We start from the raw sequence: 13,758 nt of genomic DNA, 5'->3' as shown, positions 1-13,758 counted from the left end.
AACGCTGATGCGAACACGGACGCGAATACCGATGCGAATACCGATGTGAACACGACGGATAACGCTGATGCGAACACGGACGCGAATACCGGCGATAATGCTGATGCGAACACGGACGCGAATACCGATGCGAACACCGATGTGAACACCGGAGATAATGCTGATGCGAACACGGATGCGAATACCGATGTGAACACCGGCGATAATGCTGATGCGAACACGGACGCGAACACGGACGCGAATACCGATGTGAACACCGGCGATAACGCTGATGCGAACACGGATGCAAATACCGATGCGAACACCGGCGATAACGCTGATGCGAACACGGATGCAAATACCGATGCGAACACCGGCGATAATGCTGATGCGAACACGGATGCAAATACCGATGCGAATACTTCGGATAATGCTGACGCGAACACTGATGCGAACACCACCGATAATCAGGGCGACAACACCGCGGACAACACTTCGGACAACACCGAGCACCCAGTGCTCAGCGTTGTTCCAGATAGCGTTGAAGAAGGCGACGACGTTACTGTCATCGGCGAGAAATTCACTCCGGATGGAACTGTCGAGTTTGTAGTCCGTAACGTCAACGGTGAAGGCGATCCAGTCCAGGATGTCGAGCTCATTGTTGATAAAGACGGACGATTCACCCACGAATTCAGTACCGATGGACTGCCAGAAGGTATTTACATCGTTGAAGTAACCGATCCAGAAACTGGCAAGGTTTACAACGAGTACTTCCAGGTCAAGCCTTCGGATGACGCAACGCTGATCGTTGATATCGATATCACCCCGAACCGTCTGATCAAGGGTGAATCTGGTGAAGTGACCGGTAAGGAATTCACGCCAGGTGGCGTAGTTGAAATCAAGCAGAGTGCGCTTGGCGAAGCAAACACGGGTATGGCCGATGCTGTAGCTGCCGCACTACCGGCGGATGTCACGGCAAATGAGGCTGGCGATATCAGCTTCATGGTGGACACTTCTGACATTGAACTCGGAAACTACATCTTGCTGCTTACCGATGTGGAATCTGGTTCGTACGGCTTCACTACTTTTACAGTTGTAGCCGCTGAATCAACCGCAGACAACAGCGCTGATAACACCGAAGCAAATACCGATGCGAATACTTCGGATAATGCTGACGCGAACGCTGACGCAAATTCCGGTGCTAACTCCGGCGACAACGACGGAAAGCAGAAGGATAACAACTCCAACAAGGACCGTCTTGCAGATACCGGTTCTAACGGGGCACTGCTAATTGGCGCAGGAGCATTCTTGTTGCTGTTGCTTGGTGTTGGAGCTACTGTGATAGCTCGAAAGCGCAAAGCATAAAGCAGTAATTATGTAGTCCAGAAATAGGAAGGGGCATCAAACGATGCCCCTTCCATTTCGCATTAAGAATTTCATGGAACTGAAATTTATGGGAAGGTCCGAATGGAAGAGAATACCCGGATAAGGCAGCAGAGAACAAAGCCGAAGGTAGCTACACTCGTAGTTCTCCTATTGGCCGGGATTGCTGCCTTGGGCCATATCGGAGCAACCCTGGCCTTTACCGGCCCCTCAACCCCGATTAAGACATCCTTGCAGCCTGAACTAAATCGCTACTTTCTCGGTCCCTTGGATCAGGGGTGGAGCCTATTTGCACCTGGACCCTACTCGCAAGATGAGTACTTCACGATGCGGGCTTGCCTATCTAGTGTGGATATTTGCGCCGGCGGGCAGGAAGCTGGGGCAGAATTTACCGAATGGCGTGACGTGACTTCCGAAGAAATGGTCAAACGCGCAGGAAACATGTTTTCAGATCGTGAAACGAAGCAATCCAAGGTGATTCACGGCCGGTTGTGGGGCGCTGTATCGGACTTGAGCAGCGACGCACGTTCTGAAATTGAGAAGCCTTTCATTCAAGGCACCCCGGTATTTGGATTTGATCTTGGTTCTTCCGCAGCATCCGAGAAATACTCCTCATCGGAACTTTCGAACCTTCGGGCATACAAACGGCTAGAGGACACTGCCGTTGGATTCGCTTCCTTGTATGCGATTGAGCAATGGGGTGGGGCATCGATGGTTGAAATTAAGTTGCGACGTGAGCCTGTGACAACCTTTGCTCAACGACACAGCGAAACTGCTAAAAGTAAACCCATTGAAACCTATATTGGCTGGCGGGATACCAAAGAATTTAGTGAAGCGGCGGTAGCGGTATGGAAATGAAATTAGAACAGCGTCAAACACCGTCCATCCGTAACTGGATCTCGAAGAACAAGGAAGTTCCCGCAGATTTTCTCTCGTGGATCTATCGCTGGTTTGTTAACGAACGTCATGCTTCTTACGGACTGGCGGTCATGCGTATCGCCTCGGGTATTTTCATTTTGGGATGGTTGCTAATTAACGCACCTATCGCATCAAAAATTTGGGGTCCTGGCTCGGAATATCTGGAACCATATCGTTCAGTACTTGGATATAAATGGCCTTTGGATATCCTCCGCGACTCAGGTCTAGGGTTCTTTATCGCCTGGTATATCGTCTCCATTCTCTTAGCGGTAGCCTTCATCGTTGGGTGGAAGACACGGATCGTCACGCCGTTGTTCTTCATTTTCTATACGGCTATTAACGCGCAGAATACCCCGATCTCGGACGGGGGAAATTACTTTATCCGCATCATGCTGATCTATCTGATTTTTGCAGACCTTTCAAAAATGTGGTCACTTGATGCATGGCTAAATAAGCGCAAGGGCAAAACCAAGCGTGAGTTCGAGATTGTGACCGTACTTCACAATCTCTCCTTATGCCTCGTTGTTGCGCAGCTATGTATTGTGTATTTCGAAGCTGGACTGTACAAAGTGCAAGGAAAGCTTTGGCAGAATGGCACCGCTATGTACTACCCGATTAATTCGGAAGCATATGGTGTTTTCCCTTGGCTAAGCGAGCTGCTGTCGTCGAACTCGTGGATAGTCGCTTTGATTACTTACATTACTGTGATTGCACAGATCGCTTTCCCGTTTATGCTTTTCCATAAAATCAGCCGACGCATTGCGCTGATCTCCATTCTCGGCATGCATATCGGTATCGCTGTGGTCATGGGTTTGCCATTTTTCTCGGGGATTATGGCCTCCGCAGATGCTGTTCTGGTTTCAAGCGCAACTTGGCTTACGATTCAATCCTGGCTGGCAGGGTGGTGGCGAAAGATCTTTACTCGTTCTAAGCCCACGCCTTCAGCCGATAAGCCGATAGATTCACCTGTCGATTCGACGGAGCGAATTTCCACCTCAGTGTAGTTAGAAAACCAAAAATTAATGGTGGGCCTCCATTTTGGAGGCCCACCATTTTTCGAGACTATCCGTAGAAGACGGTATCTATTACTCGCCGATGTAGAACAGGCGCTTATTCACGAATTCTTCCATGCCCAGCGGACCAAGCTCGCGTCCGAAGCCCGAGCGTTTCACACCACCGAATGGCATTTCGGCGCCCTCGGCGGCTGGAGAGTTAACATTCGCCATACCCGACTGCAGGCCCATAGCAACCTTGGCCGCACGAGCTTCATCGGTGGAGTGCACCGAACCGCCCAAGCCGTAGATGGTGTCATTGGCTAGTTCCAGTGCCTGCTCGTCGCTGGTGACCTTGTAGACCACGGCGACTGGGCCGAACAGCTCTTCGTAATAAGCGCGCATGTCCTTGGTGACACCGCTGAGCACGGCAGGGGAGTAGTAGGCCGCAGGACCATCTTGCAGTACGCCACCGGCATGGAGCGTGGCGCCCTTAGACACCGCATCCTGTACCTGTGCGTGCAGATCTTCGGCGGCTTTGCGCGAGGACATTGGTGCGAACGTGCCGTCGGCTTCCGCCATTGGATCACCAGGGGTTAGCCCGTCGGCATGCTTAGTTAGCTCTGTAACAAAGTCATCAAAAATATCTTCCATGATGATCATGCGCTTATTGGAGTTGCACGCCTGGCCGGTGTTGTCGATACGGAAGCCCCAAGCCGTTTCGGCAATGCCAGCGATGTCATTTGAATCAAGAACAACAAATGGATCCGAACCGCCAAGTTCGAGTACTGCTTTCTTCAAATTGCGTCCGGCCTGCTCGCCAATGATCGCGCCAGCGCGTTCGGAACCGGTCAGCGAAACACCCTGGATCCGCGGATCGGCAATGATGGTGGAAATTTGATCATGGGTGGCGAAAACATTGTTGTACACGCCGGCAGGAACGCCTGCCTCATCCATGATTTCTTGGATTGCCAGAGCCGAGCGTGGGCAGGACTCAGCATGCTTGAGCACAATGGTGTTGCCCAGCATCAGGTTTGGTGCGGCAAAGCGAGCGACCTGATACAGCGGGAAATTCCACGGCATGATGCCCAGCAGCGGACCGACGGGGCGACGCTGGACGACTGCTTTGCCGCCGGAGAATGACTTGATTTCCTGGTCTGCCGCCAGGGTTGGGCCTTCGGTAGCGAAATATTCAAAGATGTCTTTGCAGTATTCCGCTTCGCCTACTGCCTCGGAAAGTGGCTTGCCCATTTCCAAGGTCATGATTTTGCCTAGTTCATCGGCTTTGTCGGCGAAGAGCTGGGCGATCTTGCTGACGATCTTTGCACGTTCGTTGATGTCAACGTTCTGCCACGTCTCATAAGCGGACTGTGCGGAGGCGAGTGCCTGCTCGACCTGTGCGTCGGTGGCTGCCGGGAATTCTTCAACGATCTGGCCGGTTGCCGGGTTTAGTACCTTGTAGGTCGGGGCGCTCATGATGCTCCTATCTAGTCTGTGCTGAGGTCTGTGTGGGCTTGTGGATTCCACGATACCCATCCTGTCCGTAAAATGAATGTGAATCACTTCACGGCGCGTCTAATTCGAGCATATCCGCAGTTCAGCAAATCGGCCACACTCAGATCCGTTGAATCGTCTGGGATTCAAGACGGATTCCCCACGAATGTCTCTCATCTGCGCTCGAAAGCAAAAAACCCGTGCGGCGCTTGAGAATACGCCACACGGGTGTCTAAAAACTAGGAAGAACCTAGCTGATTGCTGAGGTCTTCCACCAATCAATTCCTGCATCGCCTTGAGCGATCGAAGCAATTTCGTTGAGCTCGGCCTCGGTGAATTCAACGTTCTTCAGCGCGCCGAGGTTTTCGTCCAGCTGCTTGGTTGAGGAAGCGCCGATGAGCACCGAGGTGGCCGCACCATCGCGGAGCAGCCAAGCCAAGGACATTTGTGCCAAAGACTGGCCGCGACGTAGCGCAATGTCGTTGAGCTTGTGGATCTTGTCCAAATTCTCTTCGGTCAGCTGTGCATCCAAGGAACGTCGTCCGCCCTGACGCTGAACATCGGTGCCGTTGAGGTACTTGTCGGTCAGCAGGCCTTGAGCCAAAGGAGTAAAGGCAATAGCTCCCATGTCCTCCTTCTGCAAGGTGGCCAGTAGTCCGTGCTCTACCCATGGGTTCAAGATGTTGTAGGAAGGCTGGTGGATGACCAGTGGGGTTCCTAGCTCGTCTGCGATGGCCTTGGCCTGAGCGGTGCGTTCAGCCGAGTAGGAGGAAATGCCAACATAAATGGCCTTGCCCTGACGGACCAAGGTATCCAAAGCGCCAATGGTTTCTTCCAGGGGAGTCTTCGGGTCATAACGGTGCGAATAGAAGATATCCACGTAGTCCAGGTTCATTGCCTGCAAGGATGCTTCAGCGGAGGCTAGTAAGTATTTGCGTGACCCGAAGCTACCAAATGGTCCGGCCCACATGTCGTAGCCGGCCTTCGAAGAGATCACCAGCTCATTACGGTAAGGCAGGAAGTCTTTGCGCATCATTCGTCCGAAGTTCTCTTCAGCTGAGCCAGCTGGCGGACCATAGTTATTAGCCAGGTCGAAGTGGTTGATGCCGTGGTCAAAAGCGTGACGTAAGACTTCGCGTTGGGTATCAAATGCGCGGTTGTCACCGAAGTTCCACCACAGTCCCAGCGAGAGCGGAGGCAAGACTAAGCCCGAATCTCCGACTCGACGGTAGCCGAATTTCTCGTAACGGTTTTCTGCCGCGACGTACGGACGGTTACTGTCGGGACGCGGGCTGACAAGTTCGTACTCCATGTGGTGCCTCTCCATAGAATGAGTCATTGTTGCTTAAAACAACTGTATGGCAGAACTTACGCAAGAGCATTGAACTATTGAATAAAACTAGTGCTTCGTCTTCGCGGAACCAGACTCGCGATAAATCATGTCAACAGAGAATCTCTAGGCTCGCGATAGAGTGAAGTTTGGACAGCATGCAAATAACTGTGAGGACCGAAGTGATTTCCAAAGCGACAAAATCCCTTGCCGCGCTCTTGATCTGCGGACTGTTGGCCGCCTGCTCCTCGGGCCCAACGACGCAAGAGCCACAGGCCTCAAATTCCGCGACGACGGCGCCGGCAACACCGACCCCCGAACCGCTGCCGGACTTTGTCCAAGATTTTAATAACAAACCCGCAGGCAAGGCAGCTACCTTGAATGTCGGATCCTCAAACCTTGGTACTAGCCTGAGCGATGACAACATCGGAGTGTCCTTTGAAGCTACCGAGCTCAGCGATCCGCGTTGGGACCCAGAAGCCGGCAACCTCGACGAGATGCTCGGTGCGTTGGGGCATCCTGGTCTACGTTTTGGCGGAAACGTCTTGGACCGCGAAACCTTCTGGACTTCAACGGGAGAAGAAGCGCCAAAGGGCAAAACCTTGGTCACGCCCCAAGACCTCGAACGCGTGATGAAAACGGTCAAGAAGATTGATTCTAAGGTCACCATCGGTATTCCGCTGGGCCATTACGATCCGAAGCGCGGAGCCGATATGGCCAAATATGCCGTGAAGACTTTCGGGGATCACCTGATTGGAATCTCTATCGGCAATGAACCCAACGGGTATACCAATGATGCGCGTCCCGGGCTGCAGGTCCGCAAACCTTCGCAATGGAATGAAAAGAAGTATGTCACCCAGGTGCGGGCGTACGTCAAAGCCATCGATGAGGCCACCGGTAAGAAGGTTCCAATTGTAGGACCGGGAGTCTTTGACGGCTCGTGGATGAGCGCGTTTTTGAATGCGCAACTACCTAACACTACGGCTTTGACCCAGCATTACTATGCGACCTATGAATGCTCCTCGGATAAGGTGCCAGGGCGAGGACCTGAATGGCAGAACTTACTAGATCCTGTGGTGAGCAAGAGTGCTGCGAAAATGTTGGGAATTGGATTAGCCAAGGCCAACAAAAAGAAGGTTCCGCTGTGGGTCGAAGAAACCGGGTCAACGAGCTGCCCGGGGACGAATAACACCTCGCGTACTCACGCCACCGCGTTGTGGACCATTGACCATATTTTTGCGTCAGCGCATCTTGGGGTGGAGCGGATGAACATGCATTCCATGCTTGGTGCCTGCCGTGGTGGGGCACCGATGTCGGTGGTCTGTTCCGCGGACGGAACCGGTAGCAACGGTGAAGGCCAAGTGCTGGCCCAACCCAATTACCTGGCTATGCGCCTAGCCAGCTTGAGCATTGGTAGCCAGTTCATGTCTACGAAAATTTCTGGGGACAAAAATATTGCGGCCTATGCTGTTAAGGTTAAAAATGGCAATGTTCTGGTGACCGTGATCAACAAAAACGATGCAGCCAAACAGTCGAAAAACCCGCTGACAGTTAACGTACCTAAGGGATATCGAGCCACCGGGGCAGCACAGATTTATGCACCTGGAAACGGAGCCGTCGAGAAGACCCAGTTGCGTGCCGAGGCCCCGTTTGCTGCCGAGGGCAGCGGCGTGACAAAGAATGCGACCGGCAAACTCCAATTGGATGTGGCCGCGAGCAGCGCTACGACGATCGAATTCACGAAGAAGAAGTAACGAAGAAGCTTAAAGAAAGAATCGATCTGCGGGGGTCAAGGAGGTAACGCCCGCGCAGATCGATTCCTATAAATCACTCGCACCTTGAGAAGGTAATCACCAGTCTAGGACGGGATTCTTATCAATAGCTGAAGATGAGGTCAACGAATCCTCAGTATGTTTGGATTAGTAATTCGAGGGTGGATCAGAGGCTGGGAATGATTCGTCTTCCCATTCCTCCACTAACTCTTCTTCATGATCGTGCTTCACGTGTGCCGTGGCCTGCTCCTGAGTTTCGACTCCAAGTTCGTCCTCTTGACCGTTGCGCATGATGCTCCTTCCCTCGCATGTCTTAGTGTCGCGGCAAAAAGCCATCGACCTCATACTTTTAGTGTCATCCTTTTTCTGACCAAAGTCGATAGAAGCGGGCAATGCTCACCGGGCCGGAGCCCGGCGAATTGCTCGCTGAGACACAAGAGGATTTAATCGGAGGTATGCCGATGATTAATAACCCCGCAGATGGTGCCGAAATCTTCTTTGATGACGACCGAGCTGCCGGTGAGCCAATTCTTTTCCTTCACGGATCGGCACTTTCACGTTCTATCTGGCGTGGGCTGGGATATACCAAAGCCTTAGGCACCAACCATCGCACCATTCGCATGGACCTGCGCGGGCATGGCAAATCGATGAAGTCGCATCAAAGCTCCGATTACACGATGGACAAAATTGCCAGCGATATTTATGCGGTACTAGATCATCTCGGCCTTCCGGCAGCACACGTCATTGGGTACTCTTTCGGCGCACGCAGTGGATTGCATGTGGCCATGGACCGACCTGAACGGGTCCTGAGCCTCACGATGCTCGGGGGAACCTACGAGATTACCGACGGGGAGATTGGCAAACTGTTCTTCCCCGGTTACCTAGAAGTTTTGCGTCAAGGAGATATCGAAGGGTTTGTCACCGGGCAAGAAACCCGCGGCAGGCTAGACCCAGCCACTCGATTAGCTTTCCTCAGCAATGACCCATTGGCCTTAGCCGCCTACTATGACGCAGCCGAAACCGTGCAGAACCTAGAGCTGAGCCAGCTTTCGAGGATCACCACCCCCACACTGTTATTGATTGGTACCCGTGATCAGCCCCGCTTTGATCAAAACAAGATTATGGCCCGCGCCTTGCCGCACGCCCGGTTGGTTGCGCTGCCGGGGCGAACCCACGGCAGTACGCTGTTCCCGATTGAACCAGTGGTCAGTGCGATCCAAGCTTTTTGGGCGGTATAGCACCGATGGATGCCCAAGTCTTTGACCTTGAACGCATCGCCTCAGGTTTGGCCTTCGGACCAAGCCGAAAAGAACTACAAGTTGCGTTGCAAACTCAACCGAGCCGGCCACTAGTCATTCAGGCGCCACCGGGTTCGGGTAAAACCACCATTGTGCCACCCACAGTGGCTGTGGCGCTGGCTGCGCAGGGGCTTACCGGCAAGATCATCGTCACTCAGCCACGCCGTGTAGCGGCCCGCGCCGCAGCGCGACGATTAGCGCAATTAGATGGTTCAAGGCTGGGGGACAAGGTAGGTTTTGCGGTTCGTGGGGAACGTCAAAGCTCGGCAAATACGCAGGTTGAATTTGTGACCGCCGGACTGATGCTGCGCAGGTTATTGGCCGATCCGGATCTAGCCGGAGTCAGCGCGGTGATCATTGATGAGGTCCACGAACGATCTATCGATACTGATCTATTGCTGGCCATGGTGAATCAGGTCAGCGAGCTGCGAGATGATCTCAGCCTGATCGTGATGAGTGCGACCCTGCATTCTCAAGAACTTTCCGAGCTCCTGGCACGTGATGAACCTGCTCGGGTATTGACGGCTAACACCGCACAATTTGAGGTGACCGAACTCTTTGACAGTTTCGCTAAGCAACGGATCACCGAACGTGGAATCAGCCCAGACTATCTATCCCACGTCGCCCAGGTTGCGGTGAAACATTCAAAACTACTGAATCAAAGCTCCACAACCGTGATCGATACCTTGGTTTTCGTTCCAGGAGCCCGCGAAGTAGACCGTGTGTGCGCCCAGATTGCAGCCTCTGGGATGACCGCCTTTGCATTGCACTCTCAAGTCCCCGCAAAGGTTCAAGATCAGATTCTTGCCGAACCGGCGGCTACCGAAGGACCACGAATTATCGTGTCCACCTCGATTGCTGAATCCTCATTGACCGTGCCTCGGGTACGTCTAGTAGTTGACGCTGGTTATGCGCGCGAACCGCGCCGAGACGCCGGACGCGGTATCGCTGGGCTAGTCACGGTGGTGGCAAGCCGTGCGTCAGCTACGCAGCGCGCCGGGCGTGCTGGACGCCTAGGCCCGGGAACGGTGGTGCGCACATTGGATGCGAAAGCCTTTGCGGCGGCGCCAGCCAGTTCTGCCCCAGAAATACGTACCGGAGACCTAGTTCAGGCCGCGCTTTCATTGGCTGCGTGGGGTGCACCGCGCGGAGCGGGGCTCCGGCTCTGGGAAGAGCCACCGGCTAACACGTTGCACACCGACGAGGAGGTGCTGCGTGCGCTGGAGGCGGTAGATGGTGAAGGGAAGATCACCGCGTTGGGTGAGCGCATGGTGAAAATTCCGGCAGATCCCAGGACGGCACGTGCACTGCTGGAAGGCTCCGAACATTTCGGTTCACATCCCACCGCGGAAGCGGTAGCCCTGCTAGCCAGCTCGGAACGAATCGCCAACGCTGATCTGTATGAATTGCTACAGGCAATTCGGCGCCCCACGCATCCTGGTCACCGAGCCTGGGAGCAAGAGACCAAAAGACTTGAAAAACTTACCGGGAATGCGCGGAGCCAAGATGCGTCCAGGGCGCTCGCCGGTGTCTGCGCCTTGGCCTATCCGCAGTGGGTGGCGCATAAGGTCCAAGATCACGACTACCTGCTGGCGTCAGGGACGCGCGCTTCCTTGCCGCGAGGGAGCCACCTGGCGCATTATGAGTTTTTGGCGATTACCGAGGTTACCCGCGCTTCAACAAGTACCGGTGCAATGATTCGCCGCGCGGTGGGTATTGAACTAGAGCAGGTGCTTAGTTTGCTCAGCCAGCTTCATCAAGTCAGCGAAAGCGCAGCGATGGTGGATGGGAAGATTTCGGCTCGCAAGGTTGAGTCGTTGGGCGCCATTGAGCTTGCGTCGCATCCGATTAAGGCCACGAAAGAACTGGGACGCAAGGCGGCCGCAACGGCGCTTCGCGAGCAATCACTAGCGCTTTTTGGTGAACAACAAGCCTTTGAGAATCTACGCCGCCGAATGGGTGTGGCACACCGGCTTTTGGGGGCGCCCTTTGTCCCGGTCGATGAGGCGAGCTTAATTGACGGCGCGTCAGACTGGCTGTCGGCAGGCTTAGAGCATCTGGCTTCAGGGAAACCTGCGTCAAAGATAGACCTGGCAGGATCGTTGCGAACATTGCTGCCGTGGGAGCATGCTCATGAATTTGATTCTTTAGTTCCCGAACGACTACAAGTGCCCTCGGGGTCACGGATCCGTATCGAGTACCCACCGGTGGATTCAACCGGTCCGGCAGTGGTAGCGGTGAAATTGCAGGAATGCTTTGGACTGAAAGATTCTCCACGGTTAGTGCGGGAGAAACTGCCGGTACAGTTCCACCTGCTTTCGCCCAAAGGCAGCCCGCTGGCGGTCACCGAGGACTTACTGAGTTTCTTTAACGGGCCTTACGCACAGGTGCGCTCGGAAATGCGCGGGAAGTACCCGAGACATCCTTGGCCAGAAGATCCGTGGGATCATCAAGCCACCGCATACACGAACAATAGGCTACGCCGGGAAGGCAAAGGCTAAGAAAGTAATACCGTGGCCGAGGCACCAATAAAATGGTGTCTCGACCACGGCATTATTTGTCTTAAATTGTTGGGTTAAGCGAAGGCTGAGATGCCGGTGATGTTGCGGCCCATCAGTAGGGCCTGAACGGTTTCGGTACCTTCATAGGTGTGGATGGCTTCAATATCGGCGAAGTGCCGGGCTACTCGATTGCTGGTCAGGATACCGTTTCCGCCGAGGAGATCACGGGCATTCGCAGCGATCTGGCGTGCGGTGCGTGTTGCGGTGTATTTAGCTAGGGAAGCCTGCGGACCGGTGAGTTCTCCGCGTGCCTCACGCTTGGTGGACTGCACCGCAAGCAGCTGAATGGTCGCCAGTTCGGACTGCATCCGGGCCAGACGTTCCTGCACTATCTGACTTGCTGCCAGCGGCCGGCCAAACTGTGTGCGAGCCTTTGCGTAAAGCACCGCCGATTCGTAGCATGCGGTGGCGTGGCCAACTGCAGACCAAGCGACACCCAAACGGGTGGCAAAAAGAACGCGTGCGGTGTCTTTGAAGCTATGGGAATCCGGGAGCACATCTTCGTCTGGAACAAAGACGTTCTCCATGCGGATATGAGCCTGCCAGATGGCACGCAAGGAAAGCTTATTCTTGATGGTGGTGGCGGTGTAGCCTGCGGATTCCTGATCAACCAAGAAACCACGCACCTTACCGTCCTCATCACGTGCCCAGGTGACGGTGATGCCGCCGATGGAGCCGTTGCCGATCCACTTCTTCTCTCCGTTGACGACGTAGCCACCGTCGACCTTGTGGGCTCGGGTTTCGAGACCTACTGAGTCCGAACCGTGAGTCGGCTCGGTTAGCGCGAAGGAGCCGGCAAGCTCGCCTGCAAGCATCGGGACACCATATTTGGTCTTCTGCTGCGCACTGCCGCAGAACATGACCGAGCGCAGAGCCAAGCCTCCCTGAACGCCAACGATGGTAGCCACCGACCCGTCGCCGCGGGCCAACTCCATGTTGACCAAGCCAGCGGCCATCGGGCTCATTGGTTCATGTCCCTCAAAATCCAACCCGTCACGGAATAATCCGGCATCACCGAGTTTTTTAATCAGGTGAAGTGGGTAGTCTGCCTTGTCCCAGTATTCGTGGATGTCGTCTTTGACTTCGTCCAGGATGAAAGTGCGCGCCTTGTTACGCCACGCGGCATCTAACGGATCGACTTCGGCGAGCACCCCGGTGGGGTCAATGTCTACCCCGTCGGCCCATAGATCGTATTCGGGTTCCACCACGCCGGTGGGAAACTCAAATTCAGTGTGCTGCTGGGTCATTTCGGGTGCTCCTAGGCAGAGAAAGAAAACTGTTCTATATCCAGCCTAATGGAACTCAATGCCATGTCAAGAAACTAAGTGTCAGCCGCGGTGTTCGCGTAGCGCCTTAGATACGGCATCAAGTACCGCTTGTTCATCATCTGCTGCGTCAAGAACGGAAACCACCACGCGCGGCGCCTGAGATGGCTTTGTTTTGTGAGCATGATTGGGATCCAGCAAGTCTGCGAAACGGTCCAAAAATAACGACACGTCTGCAGCCAAATGCTCCCGATCCGTGGCGGATGGGTCACGCAACCACAGGCGCAGGTGGTCATTGTGGATGGCAACCAACCCTGCGCTGATTCCTAGGCTCAGGGCACGGTGTGGTGCCGTGTTGGTTAGTTCCCTGGCGGAGAGGAAATCATAAAAAGCTCGTTCATAACGGTGAGTGGAAACCAGCTCACGTTCGCGCAGCGAAGGCACCGAGGAAAGTAAGCGGTGACGCAACTGGGCGGCCTCAGGGTTCATCGTGTACTGGTCAAAGACCACGTGTGCCGCGTCGATAAGCGTTTGTGTGGCGCTGACGGAGGACGCAGCAAGTGTCGTTTTCACATGAGTGATGATCATTTCCTGATCGGCAAACACCATGTTTTCTTTGGAACCAAAACGGCGGAAGAACGTGGACCGTGACATCCCGGCGGTGGCCGCCAGCTCATCGACGCTGGTGGTGTCGAACCCCTGGGTAATTAAAAGGTCCAGAGCGGCTGAAGGTACGGCGGAGGAAGAGATCATGATTCTTGAATTT

General features: G+C 54.3%; 11 protein-coding genes. 6 read left to right on the top strand and 5 right to left on the bottom strand.

Features of this window, described 5'->3' with window-relative positions; all coding sequences use genetic code 11:
- From VJ369_RS04990 to VJ369_RS04980, 3 genes are all read left to right on the top strand, one after another.
- The coding region (locus tag VJ369_RS04990; protein WP_324091020.1) for a hypothetical protein at positions 1–1,344 on the top strand (1,344 nt) is incomplete at its 5' end.
- A 102-nt stretch (positions 1,345–1,446) separates the two neighbouring features.
- Positions 1,447–2,220 (top strand): DUF5819 family protein, encoded by a 774-nt coding sequence (locus VJ369_RS04985; protein ID WP_324091019.1) that lies wholly within the window; start codon positions 1,447–1,449, stop codon positions 2,218–2,220.
- Positions 2,217–3,284, top strand: coding sequence for an HTTM domain-containing protein (locus VJ369_RS04980; RefSeq protein WP_324091018.1), 1,068 nt, complete (start codon positions 2,217–2,219; stop codon positions 3,282–3,284). The genes VJ369_RS04985 and VJ369_RS04980 overlap by 4 nt, the downstream gene beginning before the upstream one ends.
- 81 nt (positions 3,285–3,365) lie before the next feature.
- On the opposite strand, the gene VJ369_RS04975 is transcribed toward VJ369_RS04980, so the two are convergent.
- Both VJ369_RS04975 and VJ369_RS04970 read right to left on the bottom strand, forming a co-directional pair.
- A complete protein-coding gene (locus VJ369_RS04975) occupies positions 3,366–4,748 on the bottom strand; it encodes an NAD-dependent succinate-semialdehyde dehydrogenase (RefSeq protein ID WP_324091017.1) in 1,383 nt (460 codons plus the stop codon).
- A gap of 268 nt (positions 4,749–5,016) precedes the next feature.
- Entirely contained in the window at positions 5,017–6,078 is a 1,062-nt protein-coding gene (locus VJ369_RS04970; RefSeq protein WP_324091016.1) for an aldo/keto reductase, read from the bottom strand.
- 200 nt (positions 6,079–6,278) lie between these two features.
- Between VJ369_RS04970 and VJ369_RS04965 the strand changes: the two genes are divergently transcribed.
- Entirely contained in the window at positions 6,279–7,850 is a 1,572-nt protein-coding gene (locus tag VJ369_RS04965) for a hypothetical protein (RefSeq protein ID WP_324091015.1), read from the top strand.
- A gap of 165 nt (positions 7,851–8,015) precedes the next feature.
- On the opposite strand, the gene VJ369_RS04960 is transcribed toward VJ369_RS04965, so the two are convergent.
- Positions 8,016–8,159 carry a hypothetical protein gene (locus VJ369_RS04960; protein WP_181148035.1) on the bottom strand — a complete coding sequence of 48 codons (144 nt, stop codon included), beginning with the start codon at positions 8,157–8,159 and terminating at the stop codon, positions 8,016–8,018.
- 101 nt (positions 8,160–8,260) lie between these two features.
- Between VJ369_RS04960 and VJ369_RS04955 the strand changes: the two genes are divergently transcribed.
- On the top strand, positions 8,261–9,106 hold the full coding sequence (locus tag VJ369_RS04955) for an alpha/beta hydrolase (RefSeq protein ID WP_324091014.1): 846 nt from the start codon (positions 8,261–8,263) through the stop codon (positions 9,104–9,106).
- Between the two features lie 5 nt (positions 9,107–9,111).
- Positions 9,112–11,667 carry an ATP-dependent helicase HrpB gene (gene hrpB / locus VJ369_RS04950; protein ID WP_324091013.1) on the top strand — a complete coding sequence of 852 codons (2,556 nt, stop codon included), beginning with the start codon at positions 9,112–9,114 and terminating at the stop codon, positions 11,665–11,667.
- A gap of 74 nt (positions 11,668–11,741) precedes the next feature.
- On the opposite strand, the gene VJ369_RS04945 is transcribed toward hrpB, so the two are convergent.
- Together VJ369_RS04945 and VJ369_RS04940 are read right to left on the bottom strand one after the other, a co-directional pair.
- Entirely contained in the window at positions 11,742–12,974 is a 1,233-nt protein-coding gene (locus VJ369_RS04945; RefSeq protein ID WP_324091012.1) for an acyl-CoA dehydrogenase family protein, read from the bottom strand.
- Positions 12,975–13,055: 81 nt separating this feature from the next.
- Positions 13,056–13,745, bottom strand: a complete 690-nt coding sequence (locus VJ369_RS04940; protein WP_324091011.1) for a TetR/AcrR family transcriptional regulator — start codon at positions 13,743–13,745, stop codon at positions 13,056–13,058.
- Between the last annotated feature and the right edge of the window lie 13 nt (positions 13,746–13,758).

It is taken from the genome of Glutamicibacter sp. (assembly GCF_035257265.1).
In the GTDB taxonomy this organism is placed as follows: Bacteria; Actinomycetota; Actinomycetes; order Actinomycetales; family Micrococcaceae; genus Glutamicibacter.
The sequence above is the reverse complement of the archived record's forward strand: the minus strand, read 5'-3'. Positions and strand labels throughout refer to the sequence as shown.

What these genes read in the sequence shown, in the direction of transcription:
- VJ369_RS04945 (WP_324091012.1), bottom strand. Translation starts at nt 12,974, where the DNA reads ATGACCCAGCAGCACACTGAATTTGAGTTTCCCACCGGCGTGGTGGAA.
- VJ369_RS04940 (WP_324091011.1), bottom strand. Translation starts at nt 13,745, where the DNA reads ATGATCTCTTCCTCCGCCGTACCTTCAGCCGCTCTGGACCTTTTAATT.
- hrpB (WP_324091013.1), top strand. Translation starts at nt 9,112, where the DNA reads ATGGATGCCCAAGTCTTTGACCTTGAACGCATCGCCTCAGGTTTGGCC.
- VJ369_RS04970 (WP_324091016.1), bottom strand. Translation starts at nt 6,078, where the DNA reads ATGGAGTACGAACTTGTCAGCCCGCGTCCCGACAGTAACCGTCCGTAC.
- VJ369_RS04960 (WP_181148035.1), bottom strand. Translation starts at nt 8,159, where the DNA reads ATGCGCAACGGTCAAGAGGACGAACTTGGAGTCGAAACTCAGGAGCAG.
- VJ369_RS04980 (WP_324091018.1), top strand. Translation starts at nt 2,217, where the DNA reads ATGAAATTAGAACAGCGTCAAACACCGTCCATCCGTAACTGGATCTCG.
- VJ369_RS04985 (WP_324091019.1), top strand. Translation starts at nt 1,447, where the DNA reads ATGGAAGAGAATACCCGGATAAGGCAGCAGAGAACAAAGCCGAAGGTA.
- VJ369_RS04975 (WP_324091017.1), bottom strand. Translation starts at nt 4,748, where the DNA reads ATGAGCGCCCCGACCTACAAGGTACTAAACCCGGCAACCGGCCAGATC.
- VJ369_RS04955 (WP_324091014.1), top strand. Translation starts at nt 8,261, where the DNA reads ATGCTCACCGGGCCGGAGCCCGGCGAATTGCTCGCTGAGACACAAGAG.